Annotated in this window: 15 protein-coding genes, 4 tRNA genes and 1 pseudogene; 7 read left to right on the top strand and 13 right to left on the bottom strand. The window is 42.3% G+C overall.

Translation table 11 applies throughout. The features are described 5' to 3' along the window. Complete coding sequence (locus ABJ384_RS13090; protein WP_349927830.1) at positions 1-1,203, top strand: TIGR03862 family flavoprotein; 1,203 nt, start codon at positions 1-3, stop codon at positions 1,201-1,203. Positions 1,204-1,286: 83 nt separating this feature from the next. Beyond that, positions 1,287-1,699: pseudogene (locus ABJ384_RS13085) on the top strand (GFA family protein). A 345-nt stretch (positions 1,700-2,044) separates the two neighbouring features. On the opposite strand, the gene ABJ384_RS13080 reads toward ABJ384_RS13085, so the two are convergent. Both ABJ384_RS13080 and ABJ384_RS13075 read right to left on the bottom strand, forming a co-directional pair. Continuing rightward, on the bottom strand, positions 2,045-2,656 hold the full coding sequence (locus ABJ384_RS13080) for a hypothetical protein (protein ID WP_349929749.1): 612 nt from the start codon (positions 2,654-2,656) through the stop codon (positions 2,045-2,047). A 13-nt stretch (positions 2,657-2,669) separates the two neighbouring features. Continuing rightward, positions 2,670-3,452: a class I SAM-dependent methyltransferase gene (locus ABJ384_RS13075; RefSeq protein ID WP_349927829.1), complete on the bottom strand. Its 783-nt coding sequence runs from the start codon at positions 3,450-3,452 to the stop codon at positions 2,670-2,672. 120 nt (positions 3,453-3,572) lie between these two features. On the opposite strand from ABJ384_RS13075, the gene ABJ384_RS13070 reads away from it, so the two are divergent. The 3 genes from ABJ384_RS13070 to ABJ384_RS13060 all read left to right on the top strand — a co-directional run bounded on the left by ABJ384_RS13070 (position 3,573) and on the right by ABJ384_RS13060 (position 6,257). Beyond that, the gene (locus ABJ384_RS13070) at positions 3,573-4,853 is read left to right on the top strand and encodes a hypothetical protein (protein WP_349927827.1); all 1,281 of its coding nucleotides are present in this window, start codon (positions 3,573-3,575) and stop codon (positions 4,851-4,853) included. A gap of 140 nt (positions 4,854-4,993) precedes the next feature. Next, on the top strand, positions 4,994-5,191 hold the full coding sequence (locus tag ABJ384_RS13065) for a hypothetical protein (RefSeq protein WP_349927825.1): 198 nt from the start codon (positions 4,994-4,996) through the stop codon (positions 5,189-5,191). A 112-nt stretch (positions 5,192-5,303) separates the two neighbouring features. Beyond that, a complete protein-coding gene (locus tag ABJ384_RS13060; protein WP_349927823.1) occupies positions 5,304-6,257 on the top strand; it encodes a 2-hydroxyacid dehydrogenase in 954 nt (317 codons plus the stop codon). Between the two features lie 122 nt (positions 6,258-6,379). Here ABJ384_RS13060 and ABJ384_RS13055 read toward each other — a convergent pair whose 3' ends face one another. The 6 genes from ABJ384_RS13055 to glyQ form a co-directional block, all read right to left on the bottom strand. Further along, a complete protein-coding gene (locus tag ABJ384_RS13055) occupies positions 6,380-6,811 on the bottom strand; it encodes a hypothetical protein (protein WP_349927821.1) in 432 nt (143 codons plus the stop codon). A 207-nt stretch (positions 6,812-7,018) separates the two neighbouring features. Beyond that, complete coding sequence (locus tag ABJ384_RS13050) at positions 7,019-7,366, bottom strand: hypothetical protein (RefSeq protein WP_349927819.1); 348 nt, start codon at positions 7,364-7,366, stop codon at positions 7,019-7,021. Between the two features lie 310 nt (positions 7,367-7,676). Beyond that, positions 7,677-8,066: a hypothetical protein gene (locus ABJ384_RS13045; protein ID WP_349927817.1), complete on the bottom strand. Its 390-nt coding sequence runs from the start codon at positions 8,064-8,066 to the stop codon at positions 7,677-7,679. A 68-nt stretch (positions 8,067-8,134) separates the two neighbouring features. Then, on the bottom strand, positions 8,135-9,433 hold the full coding sequence (locus ABJ384_RS13040) for a hypothetical protein (protein WP_349927815.1): 1,299 nt from the start codon (positions 9,431-9,433) through the stop codon (positions 8,135-8,137). Between the two features lie 69 nt (positions 9,434-9,502). Then, positions 9,503-11,572, bottom strand: coding sequence for a glycine--tRNA ligase subunit beta (glyS, locus tag ABJ384_RS13035; protein WP_349927813.1), 2,070 nt, complete (start codon positions 11,570-11,572; stop codon positions 9,503-9,505). Beyond that, positions 11,572-12,561, bottom strand: a complete 990-nt coding sequence (gene glyQ / locus ABJ384_RS13030) for a glycine--tRNA ligase subunit alpha (RefSeq protein WP_349927811.1) — start codon at positions 12,559-12,561, stop codon at positions 11,572-11,574. Before glyQ ends, glyS begins: the two co-directional genes overlap by 1 nt. 204 nt (positions 12,562-12,765) lie before the next feature. Between glyQ and ABJ384_RS13025 the strand changes: the two genes are divergently transcribed. Further along, positions 12,766-13,866: an HPP family protein gene (locus tag ABJ384_RS13025; protein ID WP_180043074.1), complete on the top strand. Its 1,101-nt coding sequence runs from the start codon at positions 12,766-12,768 to the stop codon at positions 13,864-13,866. A gap of 89 nt (positions 13,867-13,955) precedes the next feature. On the opposite strand, the gene ABJ384_RS13020 is transcribed toward ABJ384_RS13025, so the two are convergent. Further along, complete coding sequence (locus ABJ384_RS13020; protein ID WP_349927809.1) at positions 13,956-14,219, bottom strand: PspC domain-containing protein; 264 nt, start codon at positions 14,217-14,219, stop codon at positions 13,956-13,958. Positions 14,220-14,532: 313 nt separating this feature from the next. Here ABJ384_RS13020 and ABJ384_RS13015 point away from each other — a divergent pair, with 313 nt between their 5' ends. Then, complete coding sequence (locus ABJ384_RS13015) at positions 14,533-15,138, top strand: hypothetical protein (RefSeq protein ID WP_349927808.1); 606 nt, start codon at positions 14,533-14,535, stop codon at positions 15,136-15,138. A gap of 122 nt (positions 15,139-15,260) precedes the next feature. Here ABJ384_RS13015 and ABJ384_RS13010 read toward each other — a convergent pair. The 4 genes from ABJ384_RS13010 to ABJ384_RS12995 all read right to left on the bottom strand — a co-directional run bounded on the left by ABJ384_RS13010 (position 15,261) and on the right by ABJ384_RS12995 (position 15,867). Then, positions 15,261-15,336, bottom strand: a tRNA-Lys gene (locus tag ABJ384_RS13010). 222 nt (positions 15,337-15,558) lie between these two features. After that, positions 15,559-15,634: transfer RNA gene (locus tag ABJ384_RS13005), tRNA-Lys, on the bottom strand. Positions 15,635-15,692: 58 nt separating this feature from the next. Beyond that, positions 15,693-15,768, bottom strand: a tRNA-Lys gene (locus tag ABJ384_RS13000). Positions 15,769-15,791: 23 nt separating this feature from the next. Continuing rightward, positions 15,792-15,867: transfer RNA gene (locus tag ABJ384_RS12995), tRNA-Lys, on the bottom strand. Positions 15,868-15,895: the final 28 nt, after the last annotated feature.

Raw genomic sequence — 15,895 nt, 5'->3', positions numbered from 1 at the left:
ATGAAAAAGCGTGTTGCAATTATTGGAGCAGGCCCCGCCGGTTTAATGGCCGCGGAACTGTTAAGCCAATATGATTACGAAATTCATGTTTATGAACAAAAGCCGTCTGCTGCACGTAAGTTTTTGATGGCGGGTAAAACTGGGCTGAATATTTCCCATGCCGAGCCAATCGAGCAATTTATTCAGCGCTACGATCAGGCAGAATGGCTCGCCCCTTGGGTAAAAAAATGGGATGCGAACTGGATTCAGCAATGGATGCATGGTTTGGGGATTGAATCCTATATCGGCTCCTCAGGACGGGTGTTTCCGGTAGAAATGAAGGCGGCACCTTTACTTCGTGCCTGGCTAAAACGTCTGGCTGAACAGGGCGTGATCTTTCATTATCGCCATCAGGTTTTGAATTTAAAGGCTCAGCAATTGCGTATCCGGGATTTAACCACCCAGCAAGACAGCCAGCAGGTTTTTGATGCCATCATTATGGCTTGTGGGGCTGTATCTTGGTCGCAACTGGGCAGTGACGGTGCCTGGCAGCAATGGCTGCCCGCGCAGGACATTGAAGCCTTTCAGGCCAGTAATGCCGGTGTGGAGCGTACCTGGTCCAAATTTATGCAGCTGGTCTTTGGCCAGCCTTTAAAACGTGTGGAAGCTTGGGTAGATGGTCAAGCCAAAAGTATGGGCGATATTGTGATTACCCATTATGGTCTGGAAAGTGGCTTGGTTTATAAGCAGGGACGGGCATTACGCCAGCAAGTGAAAAATGGTCAGGCCATGCAGCTGTATCTGGATTTAATCCCCGAGCAAAGCATGGAGCAATTGGCGAAAAAATTACAGCCAAGTAAAAAGCAGTCGTTGAGCAATGTCTGGCGTAAGGCCGGACTGGATGCAGCCAAAGCCAATCTGGTACGTGAACTGGTTAAAAAAGACGTATGGAACGATCCGCTGGCTTTGGCCCAGCAGATCAAGCATTTGCCTGTTGTTTTAGCGGGATTCCGGCCGATCGAAGAAGCCATAAGCTGTGCAGGTGGGGTAAAACGCGATGTGTTGTCGGAACAGTTGCAATTAAAGTCCAATCCGCATGTGTTTTGTTGCGGCGAAATGCTGGACTGGGATGCACCGACCGGAGGCTATTTGCTTACTGCCTGTTTTGCCACAGGTCGTGCTGCAGGCGAGGGTGTGCATGCCTATCTGGCTGCACAAAAATAACAGTGCATTATGCGGCCGGTTTTGAACTGTGATTTAAAGCATGCTAAGTTGCAGATTCAATCTTTATAAAAAATGCAGCCATTATGTCTGAACAAAAGCGATATACAGGAAGTTGTTTGTGTGGCGGTTTGCGCTATGAAATTCGGGGCGAAATTGGCGACATCGTGCAATGTCATTGCCAACGTTGCCGTAAGGCCAATGGGACGGCCTTTGCCCCACCAATGCTCCAATTCGAAAAGCCGATTTTCACATTGTGCAAGGTGAACATTTACTGAAAAAATTTCAGTCCACAGAAACCACGCAGCGCTGTTTTTGTAGCGATTGTGGCTCGCCGATTATCAGCATTAAAACCGATACGCCCGATCTGTATCGCCTGAGAATCGGCACGCTGGATACATCATTGCAGCAAAAGCCGACGCAACATATTTTTGTGGCCTCCAAGGCTGAGTGGGATACCATCTGTGATGGTCTGCCACAATATGACGAGCGGCCTTAGTCATGCTGAAGCCTGAGATTAAAAGATAAAGGGATCAAATGATCAGTGTTGTCCCATAATTTGAATTTTATTTCAGTAATGAATCAACATGATGACCTGTTATTTTTAAGTATTTGATATTTATTTTTTACAGCCTTGTCTTTTCTTTATGAGTTTAAGTCGCTTTGTGTAGGCTGAACCCTACTTTTGACAGACCAAAAGTAGGCAAAAGTCTTTATTCCCCATACACGACATCCTGTCGTGATGGAGAATGTGTGGCATCCCTGCCACACTCGCGAATCTAACACCTGGACTTTAATTATGGGACAGTAGTGATCAAATGATCCTTTTTTTATGTACCTGATTTTAGTAGCCAGATTCAGTTGTCTCGGATTTGGCTACTTCAGTTTTTTTTGTTTCGGCTTGGTTCATGTCCGGATATTGTGATTGCCAGTGTTCCAGCTGTTCCTGAGCATGTAAAAATTCACCCAGGCCTTTGGCTTGATCTGCTGAGTTTTTAATGGGTTCTGCTTTTTTATCTTTGTGCTCATCATAAAGTTTGGCTTGAGATTGCCAGTATTCCGCCATCAGCCCCTGAATATAGCGCCCTTGTTCAGTCTTTAAATCCAGTTGTTTGAGCATGTTCAGGGCAGACTGGATATTGTCACGTTTGCGATTGTAGGCAAATTCCTCTGTTAGCGAACCGTTCTCCTGCATTTTCACCAGTTCATCTTCCATTTCATCGCTCATTTGGGTAAAACGCGTGTCAAAGTCAGTCAGCATGGCGATATCATGCGGATCATCTGGGGTTTTTTCAAATGCTTTCACCGGTTCAGTAATCAGCTCCTGCATCACTTTATCTTCGGATTGAACTTTATCATTTGGAGATGGAGTACCGTCACGGTCATTACAAGCCGTCATCAGTACGCTTGAACACAGTAAAACAGGAAGAGCAAAATGTTTGAATTGACGTTGCATCATGATGGTTCCTTTATTTCTGATCGAGTGTTTTAAAGTCATAGGCATAGGTCACATAGGGGAATGCGATTTCATCTTGAGGATGCTTGCCTGTATACTCTAAAACGATCTGTTCAAATTCAGCTTTTAACTGCTGCTGTTCATGTGCTGACATGGCGGCAATAAAACTGGTAGAGAGCAGGCGTTTGGACACCACCTGTTCCACAGTGCCGACATGTTGCTGCTGAAAAGTTGCGGTATTTTGTAATTGAAACAAGGCTTGCCGTTCAAAGACCTTTTTCCATTGACCGCTATGATAACGTGGCGTATTGCCTTCCAAAGGCTCAATACGGTCTGCCAGTGCTTTGACCCAGTCGACTTGAACATCGCGCTGATTCCAGATCAGTGCCAGATGTCCGGATGGTTTGAGCGCTTGATGAATTTGTGTTAATGATTCAAGATTGGCAAACCAGTGAAAGGATTGTGCACAGACCACAGCATCTATACTATGGGCGGTTAAAGGCAGAGAGTCACTCGACGCCTGTAGCGTTTTAATGTCGGGATAGGCGTGTTGCAATTGTGTCAGCATGGCCTGAATCGGCTCAATGGCAATGATGTGTGAGGTCAGCTGTTTTAAGTAAGGTAAGAATTTGCCAGTACCTGCACCCAGATCAACCACCTGCGACTGTTCACCCAGTTGGAGCTGATCACGTAGCCAATTGACGATGTCTTGTGGATAACTCGGACGAACTTGTTGATAAAGTTCAGCGGCAGAACTGAAGCCTTTTTGAGCAGCAGGATGAAGTGATTGTGTCATATTTTGCGCTTTTTAATCTTCATGGCATCTATAAAATACCATAGTCGCTTTTCGTAAATAGGCAAGGTGTCTATTTGTAGCATTGATTCTGATAAAGGGCCGATTTGCTTCGGTGTGGAAATGGATAAACACATTATTTTTGAAGACGAACAAATTCGTGCAATCTTTCTGAAAGGCTCATCGGATGAATTGATTTTTTCTTTTGGCGATTTAATTACCCGCGCCAAAGGACTGTCGATTAATGCGGAAAAATCACTGCATAAGTATAACTTTAACGTGATTGGCATTATGCCGAAGCAGAAATCCTGGTTTCCTGAAAGTTCGATGCGCGAGATGTTTGCCCAGATTCAGGAACTGATTGCACCGTTTAAAACCCGGATTGGCTATGGTGGTTCCATGGGCGGGTATGCGGTCATCAAGTATTCCAACCTGCTGGATTTAAAGCGCGTAGTGGCGCTGGTGCCGCAGTATTCCATCAATCCTGAAGAAGTCGAAGATCCGCGCTATAACATGTTCTTTCATCCTAAACAGAATGCCCATATGCGCATTCAGCCTCAGGATGTTGCAGCGGAACGTGAATATATTGTGGTCTATGACCCTTACTGTCCGGAAGACCGTGCGCATTATTTAAAACTTGAACAGGTGCTGCCAAAAATTCAGACCCTGAACCTGCCTTTTACCGGACACGATGCCATTGCGGTACTGGCCAATTCAGAACTGCTGCATGACTTTTTATTGCATGAGTTTGATGCCAGCTATTTTTATCGCAAAATCCGTCAGGTGAAAAAGAACAGCAAGTTTTACTATCGTAAAGTCATTGAAAACCTGTTGCCCCGACACCGCAATGCCTTGGGTTCCATTCTGGTCAATAATGATTTGCAGCTGGACAGTCAGTTTTTTGATGCCAAGTTAAAGAATAATTTACTCAGGGAATTGCTGCGCAATAAACAGGTCAGTCAGCAAGATTTACTGAAACTGGGCATACAGGTCAATTTGCCGCAGGAAAATCGCAGTCAGTTACTGGACTGTTTTGGTCATGGTCTGGTATTTAATGTGATTAACCAGAAGATTGAAAGCTATGCGGCCAGTGCCATCGCCCTGAATCATAAATTTCTGATGCCGATCTTTGCCAAGGGCAGTGGACTGGTACACATTTCAATGAATGACGAACGTTTTATCGTGGCCATGAATGACCGGCAAGTGATGAAACTGTTCAGGGAACAGGAAGCTTTAGCCGCAGGGATGCATCCCTTGGTCATTAAAAAATATAGTGATTTTTATCTGCTTAGTTATAAGCATTTAAACTTGAGCAATAACGAATATGGCAGTCATGAGTTTGTGGAAGATGCTCCTGAAACTGCGCAATTTGTGACCCAGCCTGACCCGTTATCTGCGCTATAGCCTATAGATTCAGGGTTGAGCATGCACCCCAATTTGTTTTAATTTTGATCACTTGCTTTATCTTTAAATCGGTCTAAGATAGAACGGTAAGGCAAGTTTTCATGACTCAAAATTAAACAATAAATAACGGGTGCTTCAGGATGAAACGTGATTTTATACTGGCTGTACTTTTAACCATCATCTCTATATTCATACCTTGCTATGCTTTCGCAGACAGTCTAGATCCGACTTATATCATTATGGGCGGGGGAATGCTGGTGGTGTTTACCCTGGCAATTTATGTATTTTATGAAATCTACAAGTCAATTCAGCTGCATATGAACAAACCCACTAAATAGTGGGTTTTGTATTTTTCATCTCTAAATTTGGTTGAAAAAGAATGTAAAACTGGCTTTTAATGTCTGGGCAATAATTTTTAGATATTCATCAAACTCAGCCAAGGGAAGCAGCATGAAAGCCGTATTTTTAGATTATGAATCGCTGGATAAAAATGATCTGGATTTCAGTCAGCTTGAAGCTGTATTTGATGAGCTGACACTTTTTCCAACGACGACCCAGGCACAGCTGCTCGAACGTGTACAAGAGGCAGAGGTCATTATCAGTAATAAAGTCGTGGTCGATGCTGCTACCTTGCAACAATGTCCACAGTTAAAACTGATTTTAATTTCCGCAACGGGCACCAATAATATTGATCTGGTTCAGGCACGTAAACAAGGCATTGTGGTATGCAACTGTCAGGGTTATGGCACTGCGGCAGTGGCACAGCATACTTTAAGCTTAATGCTGGCTTTAGCAACGTCATTACTCAAATACGACCGTGCCGTAAAGCAAGGCGAGTGGAATAAGGCTTCACAGTTCTGCCTGCTGGATTTCCCGATTATCGAGTTGGCAGGTAAAACGCTGGGTATTGTCGGTTATGGCGAATTGGGACAGGCTGTGGCAAAGCTGGCTGAAGCTTTTGGCATGACGGTTTTGGTCGGCTCATTGCCGAACCGTCCTGGTGATGCGAGCCGTGTACCTTTTGCTGAACTGTTGCCGCAAGTGGATTTCCTGAGTCTGCATTGTCCCTTAACTGACGATACCCGTGATTTAATTGATGCTCAGGCTTTCGATGCCATGAAACCAAGCGCATTTTTAATTAACTGCGCACGCGGTGGAATCGTCAATGAAGCTGCGTTGGCTGGTGCCTTGCGTCAGGGCAAAATTGCCGGAGCTGCCACCGATGTGCTCACGGTTGAGCCGCCTAAACAAGGTAATGTGCTGTTAGCCGATGATATTCCCAACCTGATCATTACTCCGCATAGTGCATGGGGCAGTGTCGATGCACGGCAACGGATTGTGCAGCAAATGCAGCAGAATGTAGCGGCCTTTAAAGCAGGACAACCGATTCGTCAGGTCAATTAATTTATCTTTTCAATCAGCCTCTCACACAGAGGCTGATTGCTTATAATCAACTTGATTTATAAATCGGCGTTGGTTTTCCTATACAGCTTGTACTTGAGCAGCCAGTCATATGTAGGTGCAAATTAATTACTGGTTGAAGATTCACTGAGCGGATGCGAAATAATCGGTGCAGGCTGATCATTTGGACTGCCAATAATATGATCTTTAGTTTCAGTTATTTTTTGATTGACCGTGGCTGCTGCGTGTTGTGACTTTTCTTTGGCAACGGCAGATTTTTCAGTGGCAAAGTCCTTGGTGTCTTCCCACGCATTTTCGACTTTTGGTTTTACCTTAGCGATTTCTTTTTGTGCCGCTGTATCAACCTTTTCCGCTGTGTTCTGAACCTTCTGCTGGGCCTTATGACCGAGCACTTTAAAGATATTGGGATTATCTCCATAAGGTGCAGGATGGCTGTGCGCGGGTGTCGGTGCTGTAACTTTGGTACTGGTTTGAGCCAAAACAGAGGTGGATACCAAAATGGCACTTGTAATCAATACCGTTTTCATCGTTTTCATTGTAAGGATAATTCCTGTGCGAGTAATGGCTGCAATCTAATTCAATTCTCTATTGGATTTTATTCTAAGAGTGAATTGAGGGGAAAATGTGAAATGTGGCGAAATTAATACAGATTCATTACATTTAAGTTCAATCTCCTGATTGTTTTATCCAAGAAAAAAAGCTCGTGAAAATGAGCTTTTTATACAGTCATTTAAAAAGATACCTTATTTTTCAATTTCCTGAGTGGGATCGGCTGAAGCTGCTTTTTCAGAATATGGATTCAGTTCTGCATGGGTTTGACCGTTAATATCCATATTGCTGGGATGTGAATGGTTACTATTTTTACTTGGGGGAGCATTTTCAGCGGCAAAGTTCTGGATGTTTTCTGGGGAGCCTGGCTTTTCAGTTCGAGTTTTACTCATCCCTTTTTGACTGCTATGAACGATGTCAGCAGTATTTTGATCACTGTGTTTAGCTTTTAGCTCTGAAGTTGTTTTGGTGTATGGGTTAGCAAAAAGGGAAGTACAAGCTAAAAGTGCTGTGCTCATCACTATTGTTCTGATTGTTTTCATAGCCCGATTTATCCTTGCATGATAAAACTCGAGTGTTTACCGAGTTATAAGAGCACCATCATAACCAGTTTAATGCGGGAGTTTGGAATCAGAGATTAAATTCACATGTTTTCGCAACACCGAATAACAATCTGCCGCAATATGTGAAAATAATTTACAAACTAAATTATATATGTTTTTGATTTTTATTATTTTATAAGAGTCATGCTGCTTTAAGCCATACAGTTGGAAGTTTAGTTTCTCTATCGCTTTGACTGTATAAAGAAAGAATCACCAAGTGCCAATAGATTCAGTGATTCTGATGGGGGAATTAGTTACATTGGGCCAAGGCATCTTTATGGAAATGATGGCGCAGGGCAAGGAAGTTTTTTTGTACTTCTGGGTTATGCAGGTCGAAGTTATTGGCGGTGCTTGAGCCATCTTGTGCAAAGGTGGTTGCGCCACCTGAAATCAGGGTATTGCCTTTAAATGACCAGTGTTCTATCGATTTCCCTGCTTTGAGGTTGCCAGTAAATTCAATCACGCATTTATCAATAAATTTAGTCAGTTTGGCTTTGTTATCCACTGTGTCTGGATAGACTTCCAGATTTTGAACTTCTTGTAATACGCCTGCTTCAAGTTGCGGGATTTTAGGCGCAGTCGTACACGCCGTAATAGCAATACCCGCAAGACCAGTCAAAATAAGCATTTTCAATTTCATATGATTCTTTCTTGTTGAGTGTTGTTAGCTTGAGTATAGGGAATTGATATAAAATTTCATATAGTTTATTAGTCTTTGATATTGTTAAGTTCATATGTTTTCAGATAGTAATGGTTTTTAACTTTAAGGGAATTCATGTGGTCTTGAAGAAGGGTGGTATTGAAATTATTCTTTTCATTCCAAAAGTCCTGTAGTTCTTTAATTTTAAGTCGTTGTTCTTCAGATAAGCTTTCAAACCAAGATGGTGATACATAAGTATTATGTATATATAAAAATACTAATGAAAAGAGTTTATCTTCAATTCTTAAAGGTTCACTTAATATAGATTGAATGATACTTTCTCCATATTCATTATTTTCTGTAAACCAACTTAAGATAAAATATCCTTTTCCATTTAGATGGATACAATTAACGTAAAGGTTTTTAGATTGTTTTTCAGCATTATTTAAATTTTGAAGTTCTACGCCGTTTAGGTCAAAATCTAAGTTGAAACAACTGCTACTTTGGAAACGTGGGTATCCATCATGTAGTTCAAAAATATAATGCTGTAGTAAGTTGTCATAATTATTTTTTTTATATGATTCCTCCATTTTACGTTTGTAGTAATTGCTATATTTTAAGCCAAGGTTATAAAAAGCTATTTGGCTATTAATTTCTATTTGAAATGTTATTTGGGACAAAATATCCTTTGAGTTGTCAGTACTTTTTTTAATCAATGTTAATAAGTTGCTAACTGATTGCATAGCATTATATTCAATGCAAATTGCTCGATAGCAAAGATCAAATAATTGCTTAGACGTTTTTTCAAAATTATTTTTTTCAAAAGATGAAAATAGAATTTCATCATGCCACTTACAAAAGCCAGTAAATGTTGAGGCATTTCCAATTCCTATCTTTTTGAAATTAAAACCATTAATTTCAAATTTCATCCCATAAACATGCTGATTATCACTAATATATTGTAGTGAACCTTTTTTTGAGATTGAGTGAGCCTTTATAATTGAGCCATCACAATTAGAAACACCTTGGTGAAGGCATGATTTATAAGAAAAATTATTTTTGAATATTTTATTAATCTCATTTTCTGTCTTTTGTTGCATTTTTTCTTTATGAAAATGACAATCTATGAAATTTAAATTAGATAAACACCAACATGGCTGCTTCTTTGGAAGCTTTCTTAAAATCTCTTGAAAAAATGTAAAAGAGATTAAGTTATCTTTATCCCCTTTCTTTTTGTGTGATTTTAATAAATATTGATAAGATGAAGCATTAAAAAGTTTTTTTTGAACTGCATATTCCAGACAATCTAAATCGATAAATTTAATGCCATTAATTGTGTAAGTTAGCTTTCTCTTTTCTATTTTCATAATTTATCTATATAAAAAAACCCCACTAACTTATAGCGGGGTTTTTCTTAAATTACAATTGTTTAAGGCTTAGTGTTGTAATACCGAAATATCAGCCACTTTCGTAAACAAATCACGCAGCTGTGCAAGCATACGCAAACGGTTTGCTTTCAGGTCAGCATCATGTGCCATGACCATTACACCGTCAAAGAATGCATCTACTGGCGCACGAAGTGCAGCAAGTGCAGACAATGCAGCAGTGTAGTCTTTCGCAGCAAATAACGGCTCAACCACAGGCGTGATTTTCGCAAGTTCAGCGAACAATGCTTTCTCAGCATCTTCAACCAGATTCGCTTCAACTACAGCACCTTCAGGTGTTGCTTCTTTTGCAAGAATGTTTGCAACACGTTTATTTGCAGCAGCAAGTGCAGCAGCTTCAGGCAACGCACGGAAGTGATTGACTGCAGTTACACGCTTGTCAAAATCAAGCGGAGATTTTGGAGACAACGCTTGAACAGCTTGAATCACATCAACTGCAACGCCTTGGTCTTCGTATTTCGCACGGTAACGACCTTCCAGGAATGCAATAGCATCTGCCAAAGTCTTGTCATGGTCTTTCAATACATCGCCATATGAAGCTAAAGCAAGTTTGATTAGGTCTTCAATCGACACATCCAGCTCGTTTTCAGTCACAAGACGTAAGATACCAATTGCAGAACGACGCAGTGCAAACGGGTCTTTAGAACCTGTAGGCGCTTGACCAATACCGAAAATACCGGTCAAGGTATCCAAACGGTCGGCAAGGGCAATGGTTGTACCAGTCTTGGTTTTCGGTAACACGTCACCTGCGAATTTAGGCAAGTATTGCTCACCTAAAGATTCAGCAACTTCAGCATTTTCACCTTCAAGACGTGCGTAGTAAGTACCTGCGATCCCTTGAAGTTCTGGGAATTCACCCACTAGCTCAGAGGTTAAGTCGCATTTCGCAAGAAGGGCAGCTTTTTCAGCATCGGAAGGCGAAGCACCAGTGATCGGCGCTAATGCTACAGCCAGTTTCGCAATACGTGTCGATTTGTCCCAAAGTGTACCCAATTCAGCTTGGAACACCATATTGGCCAGTTTTTCTTTACGAGATGCAAGCGGTTGCTTTTGATCTTGCAGGAAGAAGAATTCAGCATCTGACAAACGTGGACGAACCACTTTCTCGTTACCTTCAATAATTTGTGTCGGATCTTTCGACTCAATGTTTGACACAGTAATGAAGTAAGGTTGCAGTTTGTTGTCAGCATTTACCAAACAGAAGTACTTCTGGTTGTCCTGCATCGTCGTGATTAATGCTTCTTGCGGAACCGCAAGGAAACGTTCTTCGAAGCTGGCACGTAACGCAACAGGCCATTCAACCAATGCAGTCACTTCATCACGAAGGTCAGCAGGCACAATGGCAATCGCATTGACTTCATCAGCCAATGCTTTGACTTGCTGGTCGATGATGGTTTGACGCTCTTCAAATGACGCAACAACATGCGCTGCTTTTAATTTAGGTAGATATTCATCTGCATTGGCTAAGATAATGGCTTCAGGTGCGTGGAAACGATGACCATAAGTCACGTTGCCTGCTTTGTGATCCTGAATAGTTGCATCAACCACGTCGTTGTCTTTTAACAACACAACCCATTTCACAGGACGTACAAACTCGGTACGGCTTGCCGCAGAACGCATGCGTTTAGCGATTGGCAGGTTGTCTAAAGCAGCTTGTAAAATTTGTGGTAAAAGTACGTCTAGGCTTTGGCCTTTGACGTCTTTTAAGTAGCACACTTTTTCAACTTTACCGGCCTGGAAAGTTGATACTTGATCAACGGTGATGCCTTGACCACGCATAAACCCTTCTAGGGCTTTAGTTGGTTTGCCTTCAGCATCAAAGGCTGCTTGTTTGGCAGGGCCGTCAAAACGTTTTTGTGTATCTGCTTGTGCACCGTCAACGTTGATAATTTTCAATGCTAAACGACGTGGTGCTGCATAAGCTTCAATGGCATCGAAAGCTAGGCCAGCATCTTTTAAGCCTTTTTCAGTTTCGGCCTGAAGGGCATCACGTAATTTTTTTAAGCTTTTCGGTGGAAGTTCTTCACAGCCAAGTTCAAATAAAACAGTATGTTTAGACATTATTTGTTCTCCCCTGTTTTTTCTGCTTGAGCTGCTTCTGCTTCAACTTGTGCTTTTAACTGCGCCAATACTTCGTCACGTAAATGTGGTTCTGCCATTGGGAAACCCAGTTTCGCACGGGCTGCCACGTAACTTTGTGCAATGGCACGTGCCAATGTACGGACACGTAAAATATAACGTTGACGTTCAGTGACTGAAATCGCACCGCGAGCATCCAGTAAGTTAAAGCTGTGTGATGCTTTAATCACCTGTTCATAAGCAGGAAGTGGCAGTTCAGCTTCAATTAAACGTGTTGCTTCAGCCTCGTAGAAGTCGAACAGCTCGAACATTTTATCGACTGGTGCATATTCAAAGTTGTAAGTGGATTGTTCCACTTCATTTTGATGGAATACATCACCGTAAGTTACCGTACCGAACTGGCCTTTGGTCCAGACCAGATCGTAAACCGAGTCTACACCTTGCAGGTACATCGCCAGACGTTCCAGACCGTAAGTGATTTCGCCTGTTACCGGGTAGCATTCAACACCTCCGACTTGCTGGAAATAAGTGAACTGGGTCACTTCCATACCGTTTAGCCAGACTTCCCAGCCCAAGCCCCAAGCGCCAAGCGTTGGAGATTCCCAGTTGTCTTCCACGAAACGGATGTCGTGAGTCAGGGTATCAATACCAATGGCTTTGAGGGAATCCAAATACAATTGTTGGATATTGTCCGGGTTTGGCTTAAGCACCACCTGGAACTGGTAGTAGTGTTGCAAACGGTTCGGGTTTTCACCATAACGGCCATCTTTAGGACGACGTGAAGGTTGTACGTAAGCCGCGTTCCATGTTTCTGGCCCTAAAGCACGAAGGAAAGTTGCAGTGTGGAATGTTCCTGCCCCCATTTCCATATCGTAAGGTTGTAACACTACACAACCTTGTTCAGCCCAGTAGTTTTGTAAGGCAAGAATTAAGCCTTGAAATGTATCAATATGCGATATGGCGCGACTCATGTAGCATCCATTAAAATTAGAGAAAAATTGGCTCTAAGTATAAGGATTTTGCAAAGGTGTGGCAAAGGTTTCAGGACAAGAAATCAGCTGTTTAAAAATGATTCACAGATTTATTGATAAATATAAGATATAAAATAAATACATCTTTAATCATTAGCATTCTATAATTTGCAACTTCTTCCCCAAAACAATAAAAGGCGTGCTGTGTTTCATTCCCGACTCGAATGGCTAAATACCCTAAAACCCAATTTCAAGATTCTTCCTCTGAAAGATCGTCTGCTATGCGGTCTGGGTGCATTACTTGGACTGACACTTTCATCTTTCATAAGCTGGTGGGTGTTGGGAGATATCAATGCATGGTATATCGCGCCGATGGGTGCATCTTCAGTATTACTGTTTGCCGTGCCTGCCAGTCCTTTGGCACAGCCGTGGAATATGGTGATTGGAAATATCATTGCAGGAGTCATTGGGGTGACCTGCGCGGCCTATATTCCAAACCTGACCGAAGCCTTTAGTGTAGCGGTGGCGTTGTCTATTTTTCTGATGATGACCACGGATTCATTGCATCCACCGAGTGGGGCGGTGGCGATTACTGCCGTTTTGGGTGGCGAAGCGGTCCATGAGCTGGGATATTACTTTATTTTTTATCCGGTTTTATTAAATTCGGTCCTGTTGATGTTTGTAGCGATTATCTTTAACCGTCTTTTAGGAAAACAGTATCCACAAGTAGCACAAATCAACCAGCGTTCCAAAGACCCAACGCCCACGCAAAAAGTCACCATTCAACCGCAAGATATTCAGGCCACATTGGATCAGCAGACCGAGCTGCTGGATATTAGTGAATATGACCTGCAAAAAATTATTTTGGCCGCTCAGGAGAAAGCCAATGCCCGGGGTGTGAGCCAGTTCAAGTGTCAGGACATCATGACCAAAGACGTGATTAGCCTGAATGCAAATGATGATATCCATTCTGCACTGGATAAATTCAAACATATGAATTTGATGAGTCTGCCTGTGATTAATGCCCAGCAGCAACTGGTCGGTACGCTGGCTTTATATGAAGTGGTGGAATGGTTTAAGCGCGCAACCGATTTAAGAACCACATGGCAGCGTCAGGTCAAGGATATTATGGTTCGCCAAGTGGTCACCGTAAAGCCGGAGCAACCGATTCAGGACCTGGTGCCTTACTTTGTTGAGCGTTCATTTAACTATATTCCAGTGGTGGAAAAACAGAAAATGGTCGGCATTATTAGCCGTGCCGATATAATTGCGGCATTGAACCAGCAGTTGAATGTAGCGGCATAAAGCAGAAATGAAGCAAAAAAAAAGCTACGACTGATTGGGGGAAAAGTCGTAGCATAAAACGAACTCAACTCATGGAGTTCAACGGGATGTTAGCGATTTTGATCCGGATTTACCGTGCGGATCGGGTTGTTATAGGCTGATGTCTGACCAAACATGGTATTGGGCTGTTTAGGAATCACCAGCCACAAAATTAAATACACCAGGATTCCCAGAAATGCTGCGCTCATGACAGAAACCAGAACGAAAATAATGCGCAGTAAAGTCACATTCCAACCAAAACGTTCAGCAATACCGCCCATTACACCTGCAATCATGTTCTGACGCTTAGAGCGATATAAACCAACATTGGCCATCTAGGTCTCCTTAATAAAAATAACAAAGCAGTTAAAACAACATGCCTGTAATAAAAAAATGGAGATGAACCCTTCTTTTTAAAGGGGCATGCCATAAAAAATAGTTAATTTATGTAAAGCTAAGGGCTTAATTGCGAGGTCGTCATTTAAGATATGTTTTGTTGAATAAGTTGATTTATATGAATAAAAATCAACAAAATATTCCCATATGTGTGAGGGTAAAATGATGATCCGTGCTTTAGTCTTTATTGTGTACATCGGCAAATATGGCTATGGAAAGCCAAACAAAATTTAACTCTCAGGAGGGAGAGCGGTGTTTCGAAAAGCGAATTATTGTGGTTTTTTCTTGGGGGTGATTTGTGCAGCTTTGGTGGGTTGCAATAAGCCTTTAGAAGACTCTGTCGCGCAACAAATAAAAAAAGAAACTCCAACGAATAGCGATGAGCAGGCTAGAAGCCTGACTGATGTTGCAGGGCGGGCGACTGTTCCGGTGGAACAGGCAGAATCTAGAATCAAAAAAGCCATTCCAGACTGTGCCGAGCCTTATATTGGCCGTTATCAAGCCACGATCAGTTGTGATGATCCTTTTGTCAGATGTAAAGATGGTACAGCAGATTATATTATTAATTTACAGGAGGATGGAATTGCCCATCGCACCCTGATCCATTCGGGGCAAATCAGCTTCGCTTCAAATCTGTATCACCGGCAAGATCGCTGGTCTTATGATAGGCAAAATCATCAGGTGATTTTGCATCGCTCAAATGGGGTGGAATTTTTCTATGATATTGATAAAGATCAAAATCTGGTCATGGATTTGGACAAGATTGTGCATGCTTCTGTCTTAAACGAGCAATATTTTGCCGAAGGCAATCCCTTTCCACAACAGGCATATCGTTTGGTTAAAGAGAAAGTCAGTTAAAGAAAAATTGGATGTTGTTTTCATTTAACCAGACTTGCAATTCAAGAGGGGGAGAAATGCTGTAAATGTGGAGCACTTTTTATTATATGGGCGTGTGGATATAAGATGAATAATAAAAAATCTGGTGGGTTGTGAGGGGCTCGAACCCTCGACCAATAGATTAAGAGTCTACTGCTCTACCAACTGAGCTAACAACCCTGAGCAAGGATTAGTGAACTTAAAGCATTGCTTTAAGGGTTCACCCGAGTGCAAGAAAAAAATCGAAGATTTTTTACAGATGCATTGAAGCATTGTGTTTTGCAACATCGGTCTAGCAAAATTTCGAGAATGGCGAATCAACCGAAACGGTGTGGTTTGTCTTGGTCGGAATATTGCAGGTTTCGTTTCTATTGTAGTACAGAAAGAAGCCCTAAGAAAGAATGGTGGGTCGTCCGCGATTCGAACGCGGGACCAACGGATTAAAAGTCCGCTGCTCTACCAGCTGAGCTAACGACCCATTCAGAAAATGTGCTTTAAAAGCTAAAAAAGCTTCATGTCAGAAGCCTTTGAAAAGATGGTGGGTCGTCCGCGATTCGAACGCGGGACCAACGGATTAAAAGTCCGCTGCTCTACCAGCTGAGCTAACGACCCATCTCTAGATCAATCAAAATAAGTGGTGGGTCGTCCGCGATTCGAACGCGGGACCAACGGATTAAAAGTCCGCTGCTCTACCAGCTGAGCTAACGACCCTGAACCAACATTCAGAACTTGTCCGAAT

Source organism: Acinetobacter sp. A1-4-2 (assembly GCF_040233925.1).
Classification (GTDB): domain Bacteria; phylum Pseudomonadota; class Gammaproteobacteria; order Pseudomonadales; family Moraxellaceae; genus Acinetobacter.
The sequence above is the reverse complement of the archived record's forward strand: the minus strand, read 5'-3'. Positions and strand labels throughout refer to the sequence as shown.